Origin of the sequence: Flavobacterium sp., from assembly GCF_027531705.1 — a bacterium.
GTDB lineage: Bacteria > Bacteroidota > Bacteroidia > Flavobacteriales > Flavobacteriaceae > Flavobacterium.
This window is the reverse complement of record NZ_JAPZSP010000018.1, coordinates 135,001-158,497: the sequence shown is the minus strand read 5'-3', so window position 1 is coordinate 158,497 and position 23,497 is coordinate 135,001. Positions and strand designations below refer to the sequence as shown.

The following is a 23,497-nucleotide window of genomic DNA, read 5'->3' as shown; positions in this document are numbered from 1 at the left end:
AAAAATAGAATATTTAATAAGTGCGTTACTGATATAACGCACTTATTTTTTGCCATAATACTTCATCAAAATCTGATAGCGCAAAGTTTACGCCATCTGCAACTTCACCCATCCTGATGACTACCATTTTTTTACTTGGAATTACATATATTTTTTGATCATTTTTACCTAGCGCACAATACATGTCACTTGGAGCACTTGGAATTAGCATGTTTGGGAATTGAAATTGAGTTTGTGGTAAATGATAAGATGTTTTTCCATTCAACCACCATAAATAGCCATAAGCCTGATTTATAGTTTGCGAAGTATTGGTAGCATCGTTAAAATAAGTTTCATTCAAAACGGTAGTTCCGTTCCATGTTCCTTTGTTTAGAGCCAATAATCCAAAGCGAGCCATGCTTTTCGAGTTGCTTGTGTAGACGCTCAATCCATCTTGTTGTATCCAAGCTCCTCCAGTCATTCCTATTTTATCTCTTAATTTGGTGTTGAAATAATTTGTCCATGTTTGTCCACTAGCTTGCGCAACGACATCTTGAAGCTTTACATATACATTATGATAAGCCCAACGCTGACCTGCATCAGCCACATATTGAAGATTGGCAGGAGAAACATCATCACCCAAAGCATCATTCAATCCAGAATTCATGGATAACAAATTTTTGCAAGTAATCAGATTTTCTTTTGCAATTGGTGCACTTGTCCAACCCGTTCCTAAATAATCCGAAACTTTATTATTTATATTTAGAAGACCTTCTTGTTGCGCAATTCCGGTTACTGTGGATGTTAACGTTTTTCCAGCACTTGCCCAATACCATATTTTTGTTGCATCATGACCATTAAAATAATTTTCTAATACAATTCGTCCATTTACTAAAACTATGAACGATTTGGAATGCTTCAATTCTAAATAATCTAGTAAAGGTTGAACAGCAGCTTGATTCCAACCTAAGTCAGCTATTGATTTTGTTTCCCAAGTATCTCCAGTTAATGGTGGGAAATACATTTGCTCTGGAACATTTGGCGTTTCATCAGATGAGGAAGCGCAAGAAAGAAAGAAATTTGACATCAAAAATAAAATAAGTATCTTTTTCATAGTAGATTGGGTTTTCTATTTTGACTTTTAAAAACCAAAAAGGTTTAATCAAAAATAGTTTTATTCTTCAAATTTATATTGTAAATTTCAGTTTTATTTTGATTATGAAAAAAATTGCATCACTTCTGATTATAGGCAGTATGTTTGTTTCTTGTAAACAGGCAATTAGCGAAAAAGACATCGCTAAAATAAATGGTTATTGGGAAATTGAAAATGTTGTTCTTGCTGATGGAATCAAGAAAGATTACAAGGTTAATGAAACAATCGATTTTTTTGAAATTAAAGAAAATAAAGGCTTTCGCCAAAAAGTAATGCCTCAGTTAGATGGAACTTATCTGACTAATGACATTAAAGAAAAAATTTCGATTTCATCTGAAGGTTCTACTTTTGTTATCAATTATGAAACAGATTTAGCAAAGTGGAAAGAAGAAATTATTGAAATAAAAGATTCTACTTTTGTTGTAAAAAACAAGCAAGAATTAGAATATCATTATAAAAGAGCAAAACCTTTTTCATTAAAATAATGGCAAAAAGACTAAGTAACGAAGGTTCAATTTCAGATGTTTTAAAGCAGTTTATTGAAGTCAATAAGCTCGAATCGGGCATGGATAAAATTGACGTTGAGCAAGCTTGGAAAAACCTTATGGGAAATGGCGTAAACACTTATACAAAAGAAGTTGTTTTGAAAGGAACTATTCTTTATGTGTCATTAACTTCAGCTGTTTTGAGAGAAGAATTGAGTTACGGAAAAGACAAAATAATTAAAATGATAAATGAAGAAATGGGTAAAGAAGTTGTAAAATCAATTGTTTTGAGATAAATTTTTTGTTTCAAGTTTCAGGTTTCAAGTTTTTTTAAAATGAAAAATCCCGTCTTGTATAATAACGCGACGGGATTTTTTATTTTATTCACAATATACATAACTGCCAACTGCGACTGAATACTGAATACTAAAACTGTTCTCTACCAGCAAAGTGAAAAGCACCTTCGATAGCAGCATTCTCATCAGAATCTGAACCGTGAACAGCATTTTCTCCAATAGAAGTTGCGTATTTTTTACGGATTGTACCTTCGGCAGCATCAGCAGGATTTGTTGAACCAATTAAAGTTCTGAAGTCTTCTACAGCATTTTCTTTTTCTAATATAGCAGCAACAATTGGTCCGCGTGTCATAAATTCAACCAATTCGCCAAAGAATGGTCTTGCAGCGTGAACTGCGTAGAATTTTTGAGCATCCGCTACTGTTAATTGTGTTAATTTCATTGCTACAATTCTGAAACCACCTTCAGTAATCATATTTAAAATTCCACCGATGTGTCCGTTTTCTACACCATCAGGTTTAATCATTGTAAATGTTCTATTTGTTGCCATTTTTTGTTTGTGTATTATAATTCGGATGCAAAAGTAGTTAAAAGTTTAGGAGTTTAAAAGTTTAAGAGTTTAAAAGTTTTAAAAAGTTTAGGAGTTTAAAAGTTTAAAAGTTTAAAGGTTTAAGAGTTTAAAGGTTTAAGAGTTTGTAAGTTTAGAAGTTTAAAAGTTTGAAAAAGTTTAGGAGTTTAAAGGTTTGTTGTTTAATAAAAAACTCCCGATAAAAGTATTTATCAGGAGTTTTATATAATTAGGTTTACTAAGTATTAGTTTTTAACCACTTTAATAGTTTCAGTTGCAGTAGCTGTAGCCACTTTTGCAAAGTAAACTCCAGTTGTTAATGCAGAAGCATCAACAGTAGTAGAAGTTGAAGTTGCTACAACTTTACCTAACATATCAACTACTTGAATAGAAATAATTACATCTTTAGCAGAAGTAAAGTTCCAATTAGTATTAGATGGGTTAGGGTAAACTTTGAAGTTTGATTTAGCGAAGCTTGTAGTTGCTAATGAAGGTGTGAAGGTATACTCTTTAGTGCTTTTTTTGAAAGTAACATCGTAAGTGCCTTCTTCACCAGCTTCAATAATTATGTCATTATTAGTATCAGTTCCAGCTGGGAATTGATCACTTCCAAACGATGGAATGCTCCAATCATTATCTTGTCTAAATTTACAACCGCCAGCAACTACAGTAAGATTTGTTAAAGTATAATTTTCATCATCTGTTGTTGACATCATGTTAATATCGACTGGACCAGGATTTCCTGGAGAGTCTGGCCACCCGCCTACAGCATCACCTACAAGAGAAATACTACCTACTTTAACAAAGTTATAAGCTTTTGTGGTATAGTTGAAATATGAATTGTATGTTCCAGCTGCAGTTACAATTATATCATTATTATCACCTGCTATTGGACCATTTGGAAATGAAACTCCACCCCATGAGTTAGTCCATTCATTATTTTCTCTAAATTTTAATCCACCAGGATTACCATTACTTGTATTTACACTAAATAATTCTTGATTACTCAATTTATAATTAACTCCGTTTGAAGTTGTCATATCAATATCTTGTCCCCATCCAGCATCATTACCAGTTGTTCCACTACCAATTAATCCTATAAGTGGGTAGAGCGGAGCAGCTGTAAATACGTATTCACCTGTTTCAATGTTTACAGTTACACTTGTATAAGCACCTGCGACTACAGGAATAAATTGTGTGGCATCAACAAAAGTACCAGTTGGGAATCCAGTTCCTCCAGCAAGTTCACCATCAACTTCAAACTGAGCAGTACCATCTAAAAATGTTGTTAAAGGTAGTGTAAACGTTGTGAGTGTTTGTGCATTCATAGTTACAGTTCCACCAGTTACAGCTGTTCCTACTAATTTAACAACAGGAATTGGTGCACCTCCTGAAAAATTGTATTCACCAGTGACACTATTAAAAGTAACATCGTATGTACCAGCTAAGCACTGAATATTTGTGCCACCCTGTGTTCCTGTACCCGATGGAAATGAAGCTGACCCCCAATTAATAGCCCAAGCATTATCTTGTCTAAATTTTACTCCGCCGCAATTTGCACCTGAACAACCACTAACTTCACCAGCATTAGTAAGAACTAATCCAGTATATGTCCAGTTTATTCCATCCGTTGATGTCATTTGGTGTATATCTGTTGGGCCAGGGTTACCAGGATCTCCAGGCCATCCGCCAGCAGCTTCGCCTACAATAGCTATTGTTTGCGCATTTACACTAAAAGCAGTCATAACTACTGCCAGTAATAAAAGTAATTTTGTTTTCATAAGTGTTTAATTTTTTATTAAAAATTTAATTTTATGCTAATTTAAAGTTATTTTGAGTTAGTCAATCAAAACGTTTCTTAAAAAAAATAGCGAAAACGTTATAGTGTTGATAAAATTATCAAAAACGTAGTTTTGTCGAATAAAATTATGTAAACAAAATAAGAGAAACTCCTTTTTTACTAAATTTATAATTCTATAATTGAAAACTCATTATCTAAAGGTTTCAATTCTTTTATAATTTTCTCAAGAAACAAATCCCCAATTTCGATATAAAATTCAGAAAAATTTAATTGTCTTTCTTGCAAACTTTGGTTCGGAAATAATTCGTTTTGAAGTGAAGTAATTCTATTTAATTCTTCTGAAAGTTTTCTTTTTTGGGCTTTTAGCAATCTTTTTTCAAGATTCTCTAATCCTTTTAATTGTTTGGATTCTTGGGCTTTTACTGCTCCAATAAACGATTTGTCGGTTTGGGTTGCCAATTGATTTAAATATTCAAATTGCTTGCTTAATTGCTCTTTTTGAGAAGAAAAATCAATTTCAAAAGCTGTTTTTTTCTTGGTTTGGTTGTTGACTAACTCTTTTTGATTGGTAAATAAATCTTTCCATTTTAAGTCTAGTTTATCAGCTTTTGTAACTTGTTTTTCGGTTGCAAGTAAAACAGAATTACGAAGTAAAAGCATTGGAAAAGTTACGTTATTAGCTTCAAAATTAGCTTTCAATTCAAACCAATACGCTAGTTCACCGCCACCACCAATATAGCAAAGATTAGGCAAAACAACTTCTTCATATAAAGGTCTCAAAATAACATTTGGACTAAATTTTTCAGGATTCTTTTCTAATTCGGCTACAATTTCATTTTCAGAAAATTGTAAAGTTGTATTGTTAATTTTATAAATTCCATTTTCAAGAATTATTCGTTCGCGCAAATTATCTTCAATGTAAAATAAATTAATTTCACGAGGATTTACTTGAATAAAATAGTCTTTTAGAAGTTGATTAGTTTCCGTTACTTTTTGAAAAGAAGTTTGCTCCAAAAGCTCTTTTTTAGCATAAGGAATAAACAATTTTTTCAAATCTTTTGAATCGCCATCCAAAATCACTAACCCTTCATTTTTGAATAACTCGTTGGTTAAAAATCTTGTGGCATCTGCTAAATTATTGTTTTTTAGATAAGCATTTTCAAAAAGTTCTTTCAATTTTTTGGCATTTGAAGAATTTCCAATTTCTTTAGAAAAAACTTCCAAAACTTTATCCAAACCATCAGTAGATAATCTTCCAACTGGTCCAGAACTTTCTCGATTCCAACGAATTCTTTTTTCTTTAAAGTTGAAATAATTGATTTCGTCAAAATCATGATCTTCGGTTGCCATCCAATAAATCGGCACAAAATTGTACTCTGGATATTCCGATTTTAATTGTTTACAAAGATTAATAGTTGAAACAATTTTATAAATAAAATATAAATAGCCAGTAAATAAATTCAGTTGATGTCCAGTCGTAACTGTGAAAGTTTTAGAGTTGTTTAAAAGTTTAATATTGTTTAAAGTTGTTTCAGAAACTTCAAAATTTTGATATTGTTTTTCAAGTTCAGCAACTAAAATTTCTCTTTTGTTATTGCCATTGAAGTTGTCATTGTAATTGCTATTTTTCTCTTCAATCTGACTTTTAAAATTTTCAATTTTTGGAAAACGATTGTAAAGTGGTTGCAACGATTCTTTTTCCTCCAAATAATCTACAATTAATTGAGTGAAATAGCCCGAATTTTGATACGTTATACAGTCGTTTGGCATTTTTAAAATTTTTGTAAAAATAATGAATATTAGAGTTGATGAAGATTTGTTTTTAAATATTAATTAATTTTTAACGCTTCAATGTAAAATGGTTTCTATATTCTTTGCCGTTAGCTCTGGTAATTACAAACCAGTAATCATCTGCTGGAAGCGGCTTTTGGATATAAGTTCCATCCCAACTAATGTCATCATTATCTAACAATTTTATGAATTTTCCGAATCGATCAAAAATTTTAATGGTTAAACCAGGTTCAAGTTCGGATAATTTGATTTTCCAATAATCATTGTATCCATCGTTATTTGGCGTGAAAAAAGTTGGGTACATTAGTAAAAAAACTTCATCAGTTATTTCACCACAGTCATTTTTGTCATTTACATAAACTGTATAAAAACCACTCATTAAGTTATCAAATATTGGACTATCTTGATACTTTATACCATCTAACGAATATTCGTAATTACCAACACTTGATGGAGATAAGAAGACAGAAATTGTATTTTGATTATCTGTCCAATCTGAAGTTTCTATAGATGAAATACTTGCTGTATTTGAATTGACAACTGTGAAATTTTTTGTTTTAGAGCAAGTAATTGAACCATTATTTTTGGTGACTGTTAGTGAATAACTACCTGGTTGAGTAATCAAAATTGATTGTTGATTAGTTATACCAGTTGACCATGTATAACTATCAAATCCGTTTCCAGCATTGACATTAATGTCTTTGTTCTCACAAATTGGAATTATATCTTTCAGATTAATAACTGGATTAGAAAATAAGGTCAGATTTAATTCTACCACTTGATGGCATCCATTAGAAGAATCTATTCTAACAAATACAATATGATTTCCTGTTGTTAAAGTGTAATTAAGATTAATTTGATCTGATTGAATTTGATTTTCAGCACTTGAATTTGAGTTGTAGTAGGTGAAAATTTCATTTGTAACCGAAGGAAGTAAAAATGAATTATAATCAGAAAGCAGAATTGTTTCCAAACCATCATCTAAATCATCACAAAAGGATTTCGAATAATTATTGGCATTCAAAGTTGTTGTTAGCGTGATTGTAACCGCAATTCTATTTACACTTTCACAACCATTTATTGTTTGTGTTGCGTAGTAAGTTGAACCATTTACAAGTAAGGTTGTAGTTGGTAAAATTACTGTGCTTGATGGAGACGAATACCAGTTTATAGTATTTCCAGAAATTGCAATTTCATTTAGAGTTGCATTTTGAGTAGCGCAAAAACTTTGGTTTGCATTTCCAGTAGGAGCAGCTGTGTTTTGGATATTTATTGTTATTGGAACTCTTAAACTTTCACAACTATTTATAGTTTGCGATGCGTAATAAGTAGAGCCATTTATCAAAACAGTTGAACTAGGAAGTAAGTTACCAAGTGTTTGTGCATCATACCATTTGATGTTTTGGCCATTTATTGAAATAGAATTTAATGTTGGATTTTGTTGAATACAGAAAGATTGAGGAGAAGTTAGGGTTGGAAGAGCAACAGTTGTAATAACTATAGATTGTTGTTGCGTTTCTACGTTACCGTTTCCATCATCATATTTCCAATTTATGGTATAAGTTCCAGGTAAAGCATAGCTTAATGCATCTGTTGTTGTGCCGTTTATAATACCAGCACAGTTATCCGTAGCAGTTGGAATAGTTGAAATTGTTGTGTTGCAATCTCCTGTTATGGTTGGTAATGTTGTTTGGTTTGGGATTGGTTTAGTGTTGTCGCCCACAGTAACAGTTGTTGAAATTGTACCATCGCAGCCTCCAGTACCTGTTATTGTACACGTATACTGTCCTGAATTTATTGTTTGAGCGTTTGTTATTGTTGGATTTTGTGAAGATGAAGTAAAACCATTTGGACCTGTCCAAGAATAATTTGTACCGCCTGATGCGGTTAGGTTTAAAGTGTTGCCAATGCAAGGGTTGTTTATACTGACTTGAGGTGATGATAAACAATCTTGAAATTTAGCAATTAGACCATCTTCAAAATTACCTGAATAATTTGACTGTAAAGTACCTGATGTAGCTATGTCATTATAACTCAAAGTGTAACCCCCAACATAAAAAAAATTATTTATGTTATCACATTTAATTGAATATAAACCATCAATAGATTCCCCTCCGTAATACGTTCCCCAAATTTTTTGTCCGTTTGTATTAAATTTTTGAATAAAACCATCTGAAAAAGATCGAATACTTTGATATGAATTTGCAGTAGCGATGTTCAGATCTGATTGAGTTTGTCCAACAAAAAAGATGTTTTCATTATTGTCAATATCTAAATCATAGAGATCATCATAAAAATAAGTTGACCAAATTCTATTACCATTAAAATCAAATTTTAATAAAATCCCATCATAACCAGTATTACCAGTATGTGGAGCAATAGAAATAAATGCATTTGCAGATGAAATGTTAGAATTACTTGAAGTTTTACCTGCCAAATATATAGAGTTACTACCAATTACCAATTTATTTAAATGATCTTCGCTTTCTCCTCCAAAATATGTTCCCCATATTTGATTACCAGTGGATGAAAATTTTGAAACAAACCCATCCCAATTTGTATTTCTATTATATTGAAATGAACCTAATGTTGAAATTCCATTTGTACTGTAAGCATTTCCAGCTATATAAATATTATTTAAATTATCTGTTTTTACATCATTAATATTCTCTTGCATATCACCACCAAAATAAGTTCCCCAAATTCTATTGCCTAGCGTATCAAATTTTGCTATAAATCCATCATATTGGGTATTAAATGAATTAGAAAATGCAGTTTTATGACTTCCAGGTGTTGCAATGGCAGTTTCGCTAAAAGTAATTCCGCTAATTATTATTTCGTTTAATTCATTTACCGATAAGCAGTTAGATATATCATTAAAATTACCTCCATAAAAAGTCCCCCAAATTCGAGTTCCATTTTCATTAAATTTTACTAGAAAAGCATCTATATTATTAGCACTTCCCAAAAAGTTATAATTAAGATTTTGTTGATATGAACCTGTTGATGAAATACTATTTAGGTTACTATTTGAAAAACCTGTAATTATTAGATTATTTAGTTTATCAATAGCTAAATCTTTTAAATTATCTTGATCATTTCCTCCTAAATATGTACCCCATAATCTAGAGCCAGAACTATTCATTTTCACAATAAAACAATCGTAATCAAAAAAATTAGCACTAAATAAAGGCCAATGAGTTAATTGATGTGCACCTATTGTAGAAATATTATTGAAGGATGTAGTGATTCCTCCTGAATAAATATTTCCATTTAAATCTATAATAACTTTATTAGCTTTATCCCCACCATCTCCACCACAATAAGTTCCCCAAAGCCGAATAGGCACAGGATCAATTACCAAAGTTTTGCCATAACTTGAAGTGACACTAACAAAACTATAAACATTTTTTGCTAACTTTTTATAGTTAATGGCAACTTCTGTTTTAGATTTTCCGTTTTCAATCCAGCTCATGGGAAGTATCTCTTCCATAGCTCCAAAACGAACATTTAGTTTGATTTTATTATCTAAAAGTTCTGTTTTAGCACCATTGAATTTTAGTTGAATATCTGAAATTTTTCCATTTGGTTTAACAACAAAATTATATTCAACAGGTTTTAGACTATCATTTGGAATTGAAAAAACTACATCAATATTAGGGTAAATATTTTCATAAGTTATTTGTTTGTATTTATGAACTTTCAACACGCCTTCAGGTTTTCCAATCACATTATAGTAGTTATCATAGTCGGTTGACTTGTCTTCAGCTATAATTTTTGCATTTTTTCTGGAATTGAGAAAATCAATATCTATTCTATGGTAGATGTATTCTAGTTTATAGTCTGGAAGCTTGTTTTTTTCTCGTAATGCTTCAGGAAATGGATTCTGCTTTGCAATTTCTTTTTTGGATAATTTATGTTTTTTGGTTTCGTAAATATCATAACTAAAGCCATTTTCTCTAATTTGAACATTTAATCCATTTGTGTTCAATAGATATTTGACTTTTTTATTAGGCTTACCATTTTGATCAATAATTTGCCCTTTGTTTTCAATAAAACCAATAGAAGAGTTTTTATTTTGAGAAAATAAGGTTATTGAAAATAGTAGGATATATGAAAGTATTCTAGTTTTCATAAAGTGTATATATAAAATGTAAAGATAAAAATTTCTTACAAATCACAACAAACAAAAGTATTATAAAAACAATTACTTTTGCAAAAACCATTTCCATTGAAAGACCTTCTTCTTATAACACCACCTTTTACCCAACTGAATACACCGTATCCAGCGACAGCTTATATAAAAGGGTTTTTGAATACAAAAGGAATTTCAGCATTCCAAATGGATTTAGGAATTGAAGTGATTTTAGAATTGTTTTCAAAAGATGGCTTGTCTACAATGTTTTCAACCTACAACCTACAACCTACAACCCACAACCTTGAAAGAATCTTTTCTTTAAAAGACGATTACATCAAAACAATAGACTCTGTAATCACGTTTCTTCAAGGGAAAAATCCATCATTAGCTCGTCAAATTTGTAGTGGTAATTTTCTACCAGAAGCATCACGTTTTGCACAATTAGATGATATGGAATGGGCGTTTGGAACTATGGGAATGCAGGACAAAGCCAAACATTTAGCTACTTTATATCTCGAAGATTTATCCGATTTTATTGTAGAATGTGTTGATGAAAATTTCGGGTTCAGTCGCTATGCAGAGCGTTTGGGTAGAAGTGCCAATTCGTTTGATGATTTGTATAAACATTTGCAAAATGAACCAACATATATTGACAAAATAACACTCAAAATCCTGAAAGAAAGAATTGAAGACGTACAACCAAAATTGGTTTGTTTTTCAGTTCCTTTTCCAGGTAATTTATATAGTGCTTTTCGCTGTGCACAGTTTATAAAAGATAATTTCCCATCTATTAAAATAGCTATGGGCGGCGGTTTTCCAAATACTGAACTAAGAGAATTAAAAGATAAACGAGTTTTTGAATTTTTCGATTTTATAACTTTAGATGATGGCGAATTGCCAATTGAGTTACTAAATTCTAATGTTCAAATTCCAAATTCCAAAGAGTTTAAAAGAACTTTTCTTCTTCAAGAAGATGAAGTAGTTTACATAAACAATTCAACTCGTAACGACTACAAACAAAGCGAAGTAGGAACTCCTGATTATTCTGATTTGTTGTTGAATAAATATATTTCGGTTATCGAAATTGCCAATCCGATGCACAGTTTATGGAGCGATGGTCGATGGAACAAACTCACTATGGCGCACGGTTGCTATTGGGGAAAATGCACGTTTTGCGATATTTCATTAGATTATATCAAGTTATACGAACCCATTGCGGCCAAAATTCTAGTTGATAGAATGGAGGAATTAATTGCGCAAACAGGTGAAAACGGATTCCATTTTGTAGATGAAGCGGCACCACCAGCATTGATGCGTGAAGTTGCTTTGGAAATCATCAAACGAAACTTGGTTGTGACTTGGTGGACAAATATTCGTTTTGAAAAAAGTTTTACAGCCGATTTATGCGTTTTACTAAAGACTTCTGGTTGCATAGCTGTTTCGGGTGGATTGGAAGTGGCTTCTGACCGACTTTTAGATTTAATAAAAAAAGGTGTAACGGTTGAACAAGTGGCACAAGTAACTCGAAATTTTACCGAAAGCGGCATCATGGTTCATGCATACTTGATGTATGGTTATCCTACGCAAACGGTACAAGAAACGGTTGATAGCTTGGAAATGGTTCGACAACTATTTGAAGTAGGAATTTTACAAAGTGGTTTTTGGCATCAATTTGCTATGACAGCACATTCGCCAGTCGGAATGTTTCCTGATGAATTTGGTGTGATTCCTGAACAAAACGAAATTACTTTTGCTAATAACGACATCAATTTTAAAGACAAAACCGGAATCAATCACGATAAATTTAGTTTCGGATTAAAGAAATCGTTGTTTAATTATATGCACGGAATTTGTTTTGATTATGACTTGCAAGATTGGTTTGATTTCAAAATTCCTAAGACTAAAATTCCTTCAGATTATATTGTTTCTTGTCTTGAAAAAGAAATTGATTTTGCCATAAAACCTTCTGCAAAAATAATTTGGATAGGCGGAAAGCCGCTTGTTGAAACTTTCACCAAATCAAAAAAAGGTAGTTCATGGGAAATGATGCAATTAACTTTTCATGATAAAGTTGAAACATTCCAAGTTTCATTAGAAAAAGAAAAGGCAATTTGGTTGATAGCAACTTTAGAAACCATTTCAATTTATAACCAAAAGACAACTACTTTTTCACAATTAAAAGATGATTTTGAAGCAAATTTTGAAGATTTTGAATTGTTTTGGTATTCAAAACCAATTGCTACTCTGCGTGAATTTGCGCTTTTGATTTTATAGCAAAAAAAGCGCAAACCTTATGAGAATTTGCGCCTTTAATCTAATTAATCAAACTACTTATTACTCTTTAACCAATTTTTCTACTTTACTACCTTTTTCAGTAGTTATTTTTAAGAAATAAATTCCGTTAGTTTTATCTGAAATATCCATCGATTTAGAACTTCCAATTTGAGTAACTAAAACTCTTCCTTGAACATCATATAATTCAACTGATTTGATATTGAAATTACTATTGATATTGATTTTTGAAGAAGTTGGATTTGGATAAATTGAAACCGAATTGTCAAATTCAAAAATCGAATTGCTTAAGTTTTCAAAGGTAGTAATTGCTGAATCTGTATTTACAGGAGCATTATAATCAAAGAAAATTGAAACTGATTTGCTTACAAAATCACCAGAAACCAAGTCGTTTTTAGATTTAATTTTGAATAAAACATTTCCATGACCGCCAACTGGTGGATTGCCTTGAGCAGGAGCGAGATTAATGTTTTCAAAAATAAATTCAACTATGTTACCCGTAACTCTTGTTGTAACTGAATTTGTAGAGTTAAGTAGTTGAATTGAAGATACATCATATTGTGTTTCATCTATTTCATCTTTTATAACAACATTATCGACACTTGAATTTCCGGTGTTTTCAAAGTTAACCAAATAATGTAAATATTTCCCGATTTCATTTTCTGAAAGGCTTTCTCCTTCAATACACTCTATGCTGTTTACTACTTCTGAGTTGTTTACTGTTTGGTTATAGGTAAATATATTATCCTGTGGTGTTTCATCAGTTATGCTTGGAGAAATTATTACATTATAATTCAATATGTCTCCCATATTTAGTGGTGGCGTTTCTGTTTGAGAATTTAAGTTCATAGTTACATCAAAACTTCTGCTTTCAAATGGTAATATATTGGTATAATTCCATGTTAATTCGCCTGTTGTTTGATTTGATATTACTTCAGTAGAACTCACAAAATCAATTATAGTATCATCAAAATTTAGTTTTATGTTACCTGAAAGTGTTTGGTTTCCTTTGTTTTTATATATAACTCTATAATCTGAGTTGAAACCAGGAACAGCACTAGTAATAGAGTAAAATATTATTTCTAAATCGTTATGCATACCATTTGCTGTTATGCAAAAATCTTGATTTGTACTATTATTATTTGAATCAGGAAAGTTTACTAATCCAGTGGTTGGTGAAAAGGTAAACCATGTTGGATTCTCTATTTCAGGAGTTAATACAAAACTACCATCAAGTGTATAAAAAGTATAATCACCATTTTGATTTGTAAAAGTGCTACCCTGATTTTGTCCATCATTGATAGAAATTTTTATGTTTGGTCGAGGCAAATCATTTAAATCACATCCATTATTTTCTGAATCGAATGCTATTTTTCCATTAATTGTATTGTAATTACCACCAGGTGTAAATGTGCAATATGAATTAACTTGGGCATTAAAAGTTTCCGAGTAAGCTAGGGCGTCTTTAACAATATATAAATTTTCATCATCCACGCATACATAACTTAATTGTGGACAATCATAAGCACTTAAATTAAAAAAAGAACTAAAATCCTTCCCGTTTTTTAAATTTACATAACTTAAATTAGGTGAATTTGAAAAATCATAATAATTATAAATATTTTCTAAGCTAACGGTGCAATTGCTTAAGTCTAATGATGTAAAGAGGTTTTGACCAACACCTATACTTGATAATTTTGGTGAATTGGTTAGATCCAATTCAATTAATTGATTATCTGTACACCCCAAAGTCTCTAAGTTTATTAAGTTTGAAATATTCAAAGTTTCTAGTTGATTACTACCACATGACAAACTTTCTAAATTTACTAAGTTTGATACTTCCAATTGAGTTAATGAATTTCCATTACAAGACAAACTTTTCAGATTAACAAGATTAGACACATCAATTGAGCTCATTCCTACATTTGAGCAGTCTAAATATTCTAAGTTATTAAGAGTGCTAAAACTAATATTCCCTACTAGATTATTTTTATAATCTAAATAAGTCAAATTAGTTAAATTGTTGATGTTTAGGCTAGTTAATAAATTAAATGGACAATATAGATGTTTTAAACTTGTGAGAGTATTAATTGATAAACTATTCATTGAATTCATTGAACATGAAAGAATTTCTAGATTTGGTAAACCTGAAATAGATAATTCACTAAAATTGTTATCATCACAAATTATTGATTTTAAGCTTGTTAAGCCTATAAAATCTATAGTTGAAATACCAATTCCGCCGTAATCTTTTTGACTAGCACAGTTAAGAATCTCTAGATTTATTAAACCATTTAGGTTCAAGTTAGTTAAATTGTTGCCTTTGCAGTATAATTCTTTTAGGTTTGTTAGTCCATTTAAGTTAAGAGAACTTATTTGGTTATTTAGACAATTGAAAACTTCTAATTGATTTAAATTTGTTAAATCGATACTTGTTAATAAATTTGCGAAACAATTTAATTTTTTTAAGTTAGGGTAATCAGATAATGTTAATGTTGTAAAATTTCCGCTATTACAATCTAGTTCTTTTAAATTTGTTAAACCGCTTGATGCCATTGACGATAAATATTGACAATGATTTATGTATATTGTTTCAATACTATTTAAAGATGAAAAATTAACACTTAGTAAATTATTATTGTTTGATAGATCGAGAAGTGTCAGATTGTTTAATCCAGATATTGAAGCACTAGTTATATTTGTACTATAGCATGTCAAAATCTGTAAATTTGAAAAACTATTTACGCCAGTGATATCATTTATCTCATAGTAGGAAATAAATATTTTGTAAACATTTAGTGCTTCGGTTATTTGTATATTTCCGTCATCATTTGCATCAATTTTTATGTTTTCATCAAGAGCATTTTTTGCAATTTCATTATTTACACTTGATTGTAGTAAATATTGTTTGAAGTTTGTATCAGGAAAATTTATAATTTGAGCGTTTACCATTCCAGTGAACGACATCAAAAGGATGATTATTTTTTTCATTGGGTTTGTTTTTATTAATACTTTCATAATTTTTCTAGTTTAAAGTGATTTAATCAATTCTTGCAATTTTTCTCTTTTGCTTTGCGCTAATGGAATATTGGTATTGTCTGCCATAATCACATAACCACCATCTGATTTGATATATGATTTTAGATAGGAAAGGTTTATCAAATGGGATTGGTGTATTCTTTCAAATCCATGTTCGGTAAGCATTTCTTCAAACTCTTTTAAGGTGCGCGATATTAAAAGTGGTTTGTGGTTTTTTATAAAAAACTCGGTGTAATTTCCTTTAGCTTCACATCGAATAATATCTGAAACTTCAAACAAATGAATGCCATCACTTGTAGAAAGGGCAATTCTTTTAAAATTGTCAACTTTTTTGCGAATATTTTCGAGCAATAAATCAATATGTTCAAACGAGTTGCTTTTGCCAACTGCTTCTTTAATTTTCACAATGGTGTTTTGCAACTCTTCAGGATCAACAGGTTTCAAAATAAAATCTAATGCACTAAACTTGAAAGCTTTCAACGCATATTGCTCGTGTGCTGTAATAAATACAATATGAGCTGATGTTTTGCCTTTGGTTTTTGCCAATTGTTCCAAAATATCAAATCCAGTTCCATCAGATAAATGGATATCTAGGAAAATAACTTGTGGTTGCAATTGCTCTAAAGTCGCCACGCCAGTTTTCACACTTTCTGCTTCACCAATAATCGAAATTTCTTTAGTATAGCGTTCCAAAAGGGCTTTTAATCCTGTTCGTAAATGTTTGTCGTCGTCTATTAATACAGCTGTAATCATATTTTTAGTTTTCAGTCTCAGTTTTCAGTCTCAGTTAAGCGTAATCTACATTATGCCAACTGCAACTGAATACTGTAAACTATTTTATGTATTGTATTGGTAATCTCAATGTAACTGTTGTTCCGTTGTTTTCAATAATTTCAATTTCTGCCGATTTTGCTATGGTTGCTTCCATAATTTCCAATCGTTTTTTGGTAATTTCTAATGCCATCGATTGATGTGCTTGAACCGAATTCTCTTTTATTTCTTTTGATTTTGAAATCCCAATTCCATCATCCAAAATTGAACAAATTAGTTGCCCATTTTTTACATCAAAATTTACTTCAATTTTTCCATTTCCTTCTTTTGGAACCATTCCGTGAAGAATCGCATTTTCAACAAATGGCTGAATTAAAAGCGGTGGCAATCCCATATTAAATTCGACTTTATCACTTGATTTTATTGCGAAATCAAATTTGTTGTGAAAACGTAATTGTTCGAGTTCAAGATAGTTTTTCAGGCTTTCAATTTCTTTGTCAATTGGAATTAATGAACCTTTCGAATATTCAAGTGTCAATCGCATTAATTTTGAAAATTTTGATAAATATTTCAGTGCAGAATCAGTACCATTTTGAACAATAAAACTAGAAATAGAACCTAAACAATTAAATACAAAATGCGGATTCATTTGCAAATGCAATGCTTTTTGCTCGTATTCTGCCACTTCTTTTTGCAAGGTCAATCTTTTTTTGATTTGCCTACGATTGTAAATAACAAATATTAATCCTGCTAGGAGTAAAAGTCCGATGATAGAAAATATAGTTAGCTGGGTTAGTCTTTTGCTTTTTTCATGTAATAAAGCTTCCTTTTTTTGGTATTCAAAATCCATTTCTGCACGAACGAACTTTTTGCTGTTTTCCATGTTAGTTAGACTATCACGGGCAATAATGTATTGTTTAAAATGTTCCAACGATTTTGCTTGATTATTTTGCGCTTCATATAATTCACTCATCAATTTTTCTGAATGAAATGTTTGATCTAGCACACCAATTTCTTTTGCATAAGTCAATGATTTTTCAGCGAACTTCATCGATTCGGTGAAGTTTTTTTGATCAAAATATAATTGACCTAAATTGTATAATGCCAATGAAGCACCGTGTTTGTTCTGCAACTCGTCATATATTTTTACGGCAGAATTATAATATGAAATAGCTTTGGTGTTGTCTTTTGTTTTTTTATAATAATCACCTAAATAATTGTTTAATAAAGCAAATCCACGTGTATTGTCTATTTTTTTAAACAAATTTTCTGCTTTCGAGTAATGCTTTAGTGCTTCTGAAAGATTGTTTTGTTCAAAATAAATCACACCAATATTGGTAAGCGTAACAGGAACTGTTTGCTCCCCAATTTCAGTTTGAATTTTTAATGCTTTTTTGAGATATTCAAGAGCTTTGGTGTTGTTTCTCTGCGATTTATATGCAATTCCAATGTTGTTGTAAATTTTTGAAATGTTGTTTTTTTGACCAACCTCTAAATATAATTTTAATGCTTTATGATAATTTTCAAGCGATACATAGTAATTTCCTTGTTCAGAATAAATAACACCTAAACTAGCAAAAGCTCTAGCAAGCCCATTTTTGTATTGAAAATTTTCATCATCTGATTTTAGTAATACCTGAAATTGTTCAGCAGCTTTATTGAAACAAACAGTTGCCGTTTCATAATTTCCCAGTATAATATTTGAATTTCCAAGATTGATGTATGAGTTTCCTAATCCAAAACCATATTTGATTTGTTTAGAGTACAATGCTGCTTTTTGAGCATAAAAAGCTGTTGAATCTGGATTGATTTCTTTGTATTTATTAGCAATATGATTGTATATATTCGCTTTTGAAGTATCTACTTTAGTTACTTGTAATACTCTTTTCAAACTATCAATTTCGCTTTTTTGCGAAAAAAGTTGGTTGGAAGATGTAAGTCCAAAAAATAGAATGATTATGTGAATTTTATTTTTCAAAATAGTGCTGTTTTAACTTATCTTAGACAAAGATAGGGGAAGTTTTCATTTGTCATTTGGTGAATTAGTATTTGCGGGTTTTGAGTTAGTATTTGCCAGTTTTAATTTTTTTATAAAATAACATTGAAAAAAAACTATATCAAATGAGCAAATTATTTGACTTTTATCATATCGCAATCGATTTCGTTTTTATAAATTTACAACAAATTAAATTTATGTCTTATGAGTACTTATTATAAGCTTTCGGTAAACAATACAATAAATTTTGATTTAAACGAGAGTGACCTTAAAAATCTGGATGCCGTGAGTGTGGAAAACAACAAGTTCCATGTGCTGAAAGACAACAAACCCTTTAAAGCAGAAATAATAGCTGCTGATTTTATTGCAAAAAAATATACTGTAAAAGTCAACAACAACACCTACGAAGTAGCTATTGCAGATGCTTTGGATCTTTTAATTAAAGAAATGGGAATTGAGCGTGGCAGAACAAAAGTTGTAAACGCAATTAAAGCACCAATGCCTGGTTTAATTCTAGAAATCAGTGTTGAAGTTGGTCAGACTGTAAAAGAAAATGATCCGTTATTAATTCTTGAAGCAATGAAAATGGAAAATAGTTTCCTTTCTCCGCGCGATGGAGTTATTAAATCTATTGCTGTTCAAAAAGGAAATGCTGTAGACAAAGGACAATTGTTAATAGAGTTTGAATAGAGTATTAAGATAAAAGTATTAAGTATTTAGACTTTGTACGAAGTTGAGATACTGAAATAAATTCAATATAAATGAAAAAAATAACCAAAATATTAGTTGCCAATCGTGGTGAAATTGCCATTAGAGTAATGAAAACGGCAAAGAAAATGGGCATAAAAACGGTAGCTGTATTTTCAACTGCCGATAGAAATGCACTACACGTAAAATATGCAGACGAAGCAGTTTGTATTGGAGAAGCAGCTTCAAGTCAATCATATTTACGTGGTGATAAAATCATCGAAGTCTGTAAAGAATTAGGCGTTGATGCGGTTCATCCAGGATACGGATTTTTAAGTGAAAATTCTGCTTTCGCTGAAGAATGTGAAAAAAATAGCATCATTTTCATCGGACCAAAATCGAAAGCCATCGAAATGATGGGAAGTAAATTAGCAGCAAAAGAAGCGGTGATGAAATATGATATTCCAATGGTTCCAGGGGTTGATCACGCCATTACCGATTTGGAAGAAGCTAAAAAAACGGCTAAAGAAGTTGGTTTTCCAATTTTGATTAAAGCCTCTGCTGGTGGTGGTGGAAAAGGAATGCGTATTGTAGAAAGAGAAGAAGATTTCGAATCACAAATGAATCGAGCAATTAGTGAAGCTACTTCAGCTTTTGGTGATGGTTCTGTTTTTATTGAAAAATATGTAACTAAACCGCGTCATATTGAAATTCAAATTATGGCAGACAGTCACGGTAATGTTTTGTATGTATTTGAAAGAGAATGTAGCATACAACGTCGTCATCAAAAAGTAGTTGAAGAAGCTCCATCATCTATTTTAACTCCAGAAATGCGTAAAAAGATGGGTGAAGCTGCTGTAAAAGTAGCTCGTGCTTGCGATTATCTTGGTGCTGGAACAGTTGAGTTCTTGATGGACGACAAACACAATTTCTATTTCTTGGAAATGAATACACGTTTGCAAGTAGAACATCCTGTAACCGAAATGATTTCTGGTTTGGATTTAGTTGAATTGCAAATTAAAGTTGCTCGTGGAGAAGCTTTAGAAATTAAACAAGAAGATTTAATAATTCATGGTCATGCAATGGAACTTCGTGTTTATGCAGAAGATTCTATGAATGATTTCTTGCCGAATGTTGGTTTTTTAAGTACTTATAAATTACCTGAAGGCGAAGGAATCAGAGTAGATAATGGTATCGAAGAAGGAATGGATGTGCCAATTTATTATGATCCAATGTTATCTAAATTGGTAACATATGGAAAAACTCGTGAAGAATCTATTGAGTTAATGATTAAAGCTATTGATAACTATCATGTAGAAGGTGTTGCGACAACTTTACCTTTCGGAAAATTTGTGATGGAACACGAAGCATTCCGTTCAGGTGATTTTGATACAGGATTTGTAAAAGCGTATTACAATCCTGAAAAAATGAAAGCTAGCCTTGATACTGAAGCAAAAATTGCAGCCATGATAGCTTTAAAACAGTATGTTGCTGATAAAAAAATCTTAAGATTACCAATTATTTAATTGTATACTGTAAATTGTATACTGTATAAATGAAACTTAAAATATACAATATACAATTTACAATAATACATTATACAAAAAGAAATGGAAGATAAAATCAAAATATTAAACGATAAAATAGCTTTAGCCAAATTAGGTGGAGGCGAAAAAAGAATTGCGTCGCATCATGCCAAAAAGAAATTAACGGCTCGTGAACGCGTGGAATATCTTATGGATGAAGGTTCTTTTGAAGAAATTGGAATGTTGGTAACACACAGAACTACCGATTTCGGAATGGAAAAAGAAATCGTCTATGGCGATGGAGTTGTTACAGGTTACGGAACAATTAATGGTAGAGTAGTGTATGTTTTTGCACAAGATTTTACTGTTTTTGGAGGTTCATTATCTGAAACTCATGCTGAGAAAATCTGCAAAGTAATGGACATGGCTCTAAAAAGTGGTGCGCCAATGATTGGATTAAACGATTCTGGAGGAGCAAGAATTCAAGAAGGTGTTCGTTCGCTTGGTGGTTATGCCGATATTTTTTACAGAAATGTGCAATCTAGTGGTGTAATTCCACAGATTTCTGCTATTATGGGACCATGTGCTGGTGGAGCAGTTTATTCGCCTGCTATGACCGATTTTACTATGATGGTAGAAGGAAATAGCTACATGTTTGTTACTGGACCAAACGTTGTTAAAACGGTAACAAATGAAGAAGTGACATCAGAAGAATTAGGTGGTGCAAGTACACATTCAACTAAATCAGGTGTAGCACATATTACTTCTCCAAACGGAATTGAATGTTTGGAAGACATCAAAAAACTATTGAGTTATTTGCCACAAAACAACAGAGAAACTACGCCAAAATTACCTTACGTAACCAATGAAGAAGTTCGCGAGAAATTAGATACTATCGTTCCTGATAATGCTAACAAACCTTATGATATGCATGATGTAATTGAAAACATCATCGACGAAGATTCTTTCTTTGAAGTTCATAAAGATTTCGCAGAAAATATCATTGTTGGTTTTGCAAGATTAGGTGGAAGAAGCATAGGAATTGTAGCAAACAATCCTAAATTTTTAGCAGGTTGTTTGGATGTAAAATCTTCAATTAAAGCAGCAAGATTTGTTCGTTTCTGCGATTGTTTCAATATTCCATTATTAGTTTTAGAAGATGTTCCTGGATTCTTACCTGGAACCGATCAAGAATGGAATGGAATTATCGTTCATGGAGCAAAATTATTATATGCATTCAGTGAAGCAACTGTTCCAAGAGTTACCGTAATTACTCGTAAAGCTTATGGTGGAGCGTATGATGTAATGAATTCAAAACACATTGGTGCTGACATGAATTTTGCATGGCCAAGTGCTGAAATTGCTGTAATGGGAGCAAAGGGAGCATCAGAAATTATCTTCAAAAAAGAAATTAGTGAAGCTGCCGATCCTGCTGCGAAATTATTAGAAAAAGAAGCAGAGTATGCAGAATTATTTGCTAATCCATATACAGCAGCGCAACGTGGTTTTATTGATGAGGTTATTTTGCCAAAAGATACTCGAAGAAAACTACTAAAAGCTTTCAGTATGCTTGAAAATAAAGTGGTAGACACACCAAAACGTAAACACGGGAACATTCCATTGTAATTATTTTTATATTAGGTCAAGCCTCATTTTGTTTAATTACAGGTGAGGCTTTTTTATTGAAATTGAATTAAAAATAGCTTCAATCAAAGATTAATCGCATTTAACTTAACTTTAATTCATTTTATATTTTAATTAGTATTTCTTAGTTTGTTAAATAAATTATCTTTGCAAACCCTTTTGGGAAAATTAATGACAGATAGAAAAAGTATATGAAGTTCGATTTAGTACAGAATGATCCAAACTCCAAAGCCAGAGCAGGAAAAATCACAACCGATCACGGTGTTATAGAAACCCCAATTTTTATGCCAGTTGGAACGGTAGCATCGGTAAAAGGTGTTCACCAACGAGAACTGAAAGAAGAAATTAATCCAGATATTATTTTAGGAAATACCTATCATTTATACTTGCGTCCGCAAACTGAAATTCTAGAAAAAGCGGGTGGTTTGCACAAATTCATGAATTGGGATAGAAATATCTTGACTGATTCGGGCGGATATCAAGTGTATTCGCTTTCGGCTAATAGAAAAATAAAAGAAGAAGGTGTAAAGTTCAAATCGCATATAGATGGTTCTTATCACTTTTTTACACCCGAAAATGTAATGGAAATTCAGCGTACCATTGGTGCCGATATTATCATGGCTTTTGATGAATGTACGCCTTATCCATGTGATTTTCGTTACGCACAACGTTCTATGCACATGACGCATCGTTGGTTGGATAGATGTATCAATCATTTGGAGAAAGTTCCTGTAAAATATGGTTATGACCAAACTTTTTTCCCAATTGTACAAGGAAGCACCTATAAAGATTTAAGAATCCAATCGGCAGAATATATAGCAAACGCTGGTCAACAAGGAAACGCAATTGGTGGATTATCAGTTGGTGAACCAGCCGAAGAAATGTACGCCATGACAGAAGTAGTATGCGATATACTACCAAAAGATAAACCACGTTATCTTATGGGTGTTGGAACTCCAATTAATATTTTGGAAAATATTGCATTAGGAGTAGATATGTTCGATTGTGTAATGCCAACTCGTAATGCTCGTAACGGAATGTTATTCACAGCAAACGGTACCATAAATATCAAAAACAAAAAATGGGAAGCCGATTTTTCACCAGTTGACGAAATGGGAATCACTTTTGTAGATACCGAATATACAAAGGCTTACTTAAGACATCTTTTTGCAGCCAACGAATATTTGGGAAAACAAATTGCAACCATTCATAACCTTGGTTTTTATATGTGGTTGGTTCGTGAAGCAAGAAAACATATCTTAGCAGGCGATTTCAGAACATGGAAAGAAATGATGGTTAAAAATATGAGTCAAAGGTTGTAAAAAAGTTTA

15 protein-coding genes are annotated in these 23,497 nt (G+C 31.6%); 7 read left to right on the top strand and 8 right to left on the bottom strand.

The features are described from left to right. Window positions 1-25: 25 nt before the first annotated feature. Window positions 26-1,093, bottom strand: a complete 1,068-nt coding sequence (locus tag O9267_RS06430; protein ID WP_298177312.1) for a serine hydrolase — start codon at window positions 1,091-1,093, stop codon at window positions 26-28. 104 nt (window positions 1,094-1,197) lie between these two features. On the opposite strand from O9267_RS06430, the gene O9267_RS06425 reads away from it, so the two are divergent. Beyond that, window positions 1,198-1,617, top strand: a complete 420-nt coding sequence (locus O9267_RS06425) for a lipocalin family protein (RefSeq protein ID WP_298177310.1) — start codon at window positions 1,198-1,200, stop codon at window positions 1,615-1,617. Beyond that, entirely contained in the window at window positions 1,617-1,913 is a 297-nt protein-coding gene (locus tag O9267_RS06420) for a DUF721 domain-containing protein (RefSeq protein ID WP_298177308.1), read from the top strand. The genes O9267_RS06425 and O9267_RS06420 overlap by 1 nt, the downstream gene beginning before the upstream one ends. A 130-nt stretch (window positions 1,914-2,043) precedes the next feature. Here the strand turns inward: O9267_RS06420 and O9267_RS06415 are convergent, their stop codons facing one another. From O9267_RS06415 to O9267_RS06400, 4 genes are all read right to left on the bottom strand, one after another. Continuing rightward, window positions 2,044-2,463, bottom strand: a complete 420-nt coding sequence (locus tag O9267_RS06415; protein ID WP_298177306.1) for a nucleoside-diphosphate kinase — start codon at window positions 2,461-2,463, stop codon at window positions 2,044-2,046. Window positions 2,464-2,726: 263 nt separating this feature from the next. Continuing rightward, window positions 2,727-4,262, bottom strand: coding sequence for a T9SS type A sorting domain-containing protein (locus tag O9267_RS06410; protein WP_298177304.1), 1,536 nt, complete (start codon window positions 4,260-4,262; stop codon window positions 2,727-2,729). Between the two features lie 185 nt (window positions 4,263-4,447). Further along, entirely contained in the window at window positions 4,448-6,052 is a 1,605-nt protein-coding gene (gene bshC, locus O9267_RS06405; RefSeq protein WP_298177302.1) for a bacillithiol biosynthesis cysteine-adding enzyme BshC, read from the bottom strand. A 70-nt stretch (window positions 6,053-6,122) separates the two neighbouring features. Then, window positions 6,123-10,208: a T9SS type B sorting domain-containing protein gene (locus tag O9267_RS06400; protein WP_298177300.1), complete on the bottom strand. Its 4,086-nt coding sequence runs from the start codon at window positions 10,206-10,208 to the stop codon at window positions 6,123-6,125. A gap of 96 nt (window positions 10,209-10,304) precedes the next feature. Here O9267_RS06400 and O9267_RS06395 point away from each other — a divergent pair, with 96 nt between their 5' ends. Next, window positions 10,305-12,485 (top strand): radical SAM protein, encoded by a 2,181-nt coding sequence (locus tag O9267_RS06395; protein ID WP_298177297.1) that lies wholly within the window; start codon window positions 10,305-10,307, stop codon window positions 12,483-12,485. 60 nt (window positions 12,486-12,545) lie between these two features. On the opposite strand, the gene O9267_RS06390 is transcribed toward O9267_RS06395, so the two are convergent. The 3 genes from O9267_RS06390 to O9267_RS06380 form a co-directional block, all read right to left on the bottom strand. Beyond that, window positions 12,546-15,494 carry a T9SS type A sorting domain-containing protein gene (locus O9267_RS06390; protein ID WP_298177295.1) on the bottom strand — a complete coding sequence of 983 codons (2,949 nt, stop codon included), beginning with the start codon at window positions 15,492-15,494 and terminating at the stop codon, window positions 12,546-12,548. Between the two features lie 39 nt (window positions 15,495-15,533). After that, a complete protein-coding gene (locus O9267_RS06385) occupies window positions 15,534-16,295 on the bottom strand; it encodes a LytTR family DNA-binding domain-containing protein (protein WP_298177293.1) in 762 nt (253 codons plus the stop codon). Between the two features lie 79 nt (window positions 16,296-16,374). Continuing rightward, on the bottom strand, window positions 16,375-18,291 hold the full coding sequence (locus tag O9267_RS06380; RefSeq protein ID WP_298177291.1) for a tetratricopeptide repeat protein: 1,917 nt from the start codon (window positions 18,289-18,291) through the stop codon (window positions 16,375-16,377). A 222-nt stretch (window positions 18,292-18,513) separates the two neighbouring features. Here O9267_RS06380 and O9267_RS06375 point away from each other — a divergent pair, with 222 nt between their 5' ends. The 4 genes from O9267_RS06375 (at window position 18,514) to tgt (ending at window position 23,488) form a co-directional block, all read left to right on the top strand. Further along, window positions 18,514-18,999 carry an acetyl-CoA carboxylase biotin carboxyl carrier protein subunit gene (locus O9267_RS06375; protein ID WP_298177289.1) on the top strand — a complete coding sequence of 162 codons (486 nt, stop codon included), beginning with the start codon at window positions 18,514-18,516 and terminating at the stop codon, window positions 18,997-18,999. 80 nt (window positions 19,000-19,079) lie between these two features. Next, entirely contained in the window at window positions 19,080-20,522 is a 1,443-nt protein-coding gene (locus O9267_RS06370) for an acetyl-CoA carboxylase biotin carboxylase subunit (RefSeq protein WP_298177724.1), read from the top strand. A gap of 84 nt (window positions 20,523-20,606) precedes the next feature. Then, complete coding sequence (locus O9267_RS06365; protein WP_298177287.1) at window positions 20,607-22,148, top strand: acyl-CoA carboxylase subunit beta; 1,542 nt, start codon at window positions 20,607-20,609, stop codon at window positions 22,146-22,148. A 209-nt stretch (window positions 22,149-22,357) separates the two neighbouring features. Then, a complete protein-coding gene (tgt, locus tag O9267_RS06360) occupies window positions 22,358-23,488 on the top strand; it encodes a tRNA guanosine(34) transglycosylase Tgt (RefSeq protein WP_298177285.1) in 1,131 nt (376 codons plus the stop codon). The last annotated feature ends 9 nt before the right edge of the window (window positions 23,489-23,497 follow it).

Coding starts and splice junctions, on each gene's coding strand:
- O9267_RS06430 (WP_298177312.1), bottom strand. CDS start 1,093: ATGAAAAAGATACTTATTTTATTTTTGATGTCAAATTTCTTTCTTTCT.
- O9267_RS06425 (WP_298177310.1), top strand. CDS start 1,198: ATGAAAAAAATTGCATCACTTCTGATTATAGGCAGTATGTTTGTTTCT.
- O9267_RS06420 (WP_298177308.1), top strand. CDS start 1,617: ATGGCAAAAAGACTAAGTAACGAAGGTTCAATTTCAGATGTTTTAAAG.
- O9267_RS06415 (WP_298177306.1), bottom strand. CDS start 2,463: ATGGCAACAAATAGAACATTTACAATGATTAAACCTGATGGTGTAGAA.
- O9267_RS06410 (WP_298177304.1), bottom strand. CDS start 4,262: ATGAAAACAAAATTACTTTTATTACTGGCAGTAGTTATGACTGCTTTT.
- bshC (WP_298177302.1), bottom strand. CDS start 6,052: ATGCCAAACGACTGTATAACGTATCAAAATTCGGGCTATTTCACTCAA.
- O9267_RS06400 (WP_298177300.1), bottom strand. CDS start 10,208: ATGAAAACTAGAATACTTTCATATATCCTACTATTTTCAATAACCTTA.
- O9267_RS06390 (WP_298177295.1), bottom strand. CDS start 15,494: ATGAAAAAAATAATCATCCTTTTGATGTCGTTCACTGGAATGGTAAAC.
- O9267_RS06385 (WP_298177293.1), bottom strand. CDS start 16,295: ATGATTACAGCTGTATTAATAGACGACGACAAACATTTACGAACAGGA.
- O9267_RS06375 (WP_298177289.1), top strand. CDS start 18,514: ATGAGTACTTATTATAAGCTTTCGGTAAACAATACAATAAATTTTGAT.
- O9267_RS06365 (WP_298177287.1), top strand. CDS start 20,607: ATGGAAGATAAAATCAAAATATTAAACGATAAAATAGCTTTAGCCAAA.
- tgt (WP_298177285.1), top strand. CDS start 22,358: ATGAAGTTCGATTTAGTACAGAATGATCCAAACTCCAAAGCCAGAGCA.